This is a genomic window from Ochrobactrum sp. CGA5 (genome assembly GCF_006345815.1).
Lineage (GTDB): Bacteria > Pseudomonadota > Alphaproteobacteria > Rhizobiales > Rhizobiaceae > Brucella.
Map to the genome: position 1 here is coordinate 1 of NZ_VCIG01000035.1, position 1,270 is coordinate 1,270.

A 1,270-nucleotide genomic window follows, 5' to 3' on the forward strand; every position below is an offset into this window, starting at 1 on the left:
TTGGTCTGCCCCCTGAAAAGTGGTCCTCCCTGAAGTAGGCTATTGAGCCGTAGGAGGACGTTGGAATGCCCCAGAAGAAGCACAAACCCGAAGAGATCGTCGCGAAGCTGCGCCAGGTCGATGTTCTGCTGTCGCAAGGAAAATCGGTTGGCGAGGCGGTTCGCACGATCGGCGTGACGCAGTTCACGTATTACCGCTGGCGCAAGGAGTTCGGCGGCCTGAAGGGTGACCAGGTGAAGCGGCTGAAGGAGCTTGAGAAAGAGAACGACCGTCTGCGCAAGGCTGTGTCGGACCTGACGCTCGAGAAGCTGATCCTGAAAGAGGCTGCCTCGGGAAACTATTGAGCCCCGCCCGTCGTCGTCACTGCGTCGACCATGTCGTGGCGAAGTTCTCCGTCTCGGAGCGGTTTGCCTGCAAGGTTCTCGGCCAGCATCGTTCGACCCAGCGCAAGAAGCCGCACGGCCGACCCGATGAAGAGGCATTGACCGCCGACATTATCCGGCTCGCTTCCCGGTATGGCCGCTATGGCTATCGCAGGATCACGGCGATGCTGCGGTCTGAAGGCTGGACGGTGAACGCCAAGCGTGTCGAACGGATCTGGCGGCGGGAGGGGCTGAAGGTTCCCCAGAAGCAACCGAAGAAGGGGCGGCTCTGGTTGAATGACGGATCGTGCATCCGGCTTCGACCCGAGCATCCAAACCATGTCTGGTCCTATGACTTCGTCGAGGGTCGGACCCACGATGGCAGGAGATTCCGCATGCTCAACATCATCGACGAGTTCACCAGGGAATGCCTTGCAATCCGCATCGATCGCAAGCTCAACTCGACCGACGTCATCGACGCCCTGTCGGACCTGTTCATCCTGCGTGGTGTGCCCGGCCATGTCCGTTCCGACAACGGCCCGGAGTTCATCGCCAAGGCTGTACGGGAGTGGATCGTAGCCGTCGGCGCAAAGACAGCGTTCATCGAACCTGGAAGCCCTTGGGAGAACGGCTACTGCGAGAGCTTCAACTCGAAGCTCCGCGACGAACTGCTCGACGGTGAGATCTTCTACAGCCTCGCCGAGGCCAAGATCATCATCGAAGCCTGGCGGCGGTACTACAACACCGAGAGGCCACACTCGTCGCTTGGATACAAGCCACCGGCACCCGAGGCCATCATCTGGCCTGCGCCAGCAAGCGGAGCAGCACCGTCATCTGCCCAGGCAATAGCCCCAAGGCCGAACATGAACTAAGATTGAAACCGGACCACCCTATGGGGTCAGGCCAAC

At 60.3% G+C, this 1,270-nt stretch carries 1 protein-coding gene; it reads left to right on the forward strand.

Features of this window, described 5'->3' with window-relative positions; translation table 11 throughout:
- The first annotated feature begins 65 nt into the window (after positions 1-65).
- Positions 66-1,234 (forward strand): IS3 family transposase gene (locus FJQ48_RS12845; protein WP_139975428.1). Its coding sequence is split into 2 segments (ribosomal slippage): positions 66-330 and positions 330-1,234, totalling 1,170 coding nucleotides; the frame shifts between segments, so codons are not numbered across the junction.
- The last annotated feature ends 36 nt before the right edge of the window (positions 1,235-1,270 follow it).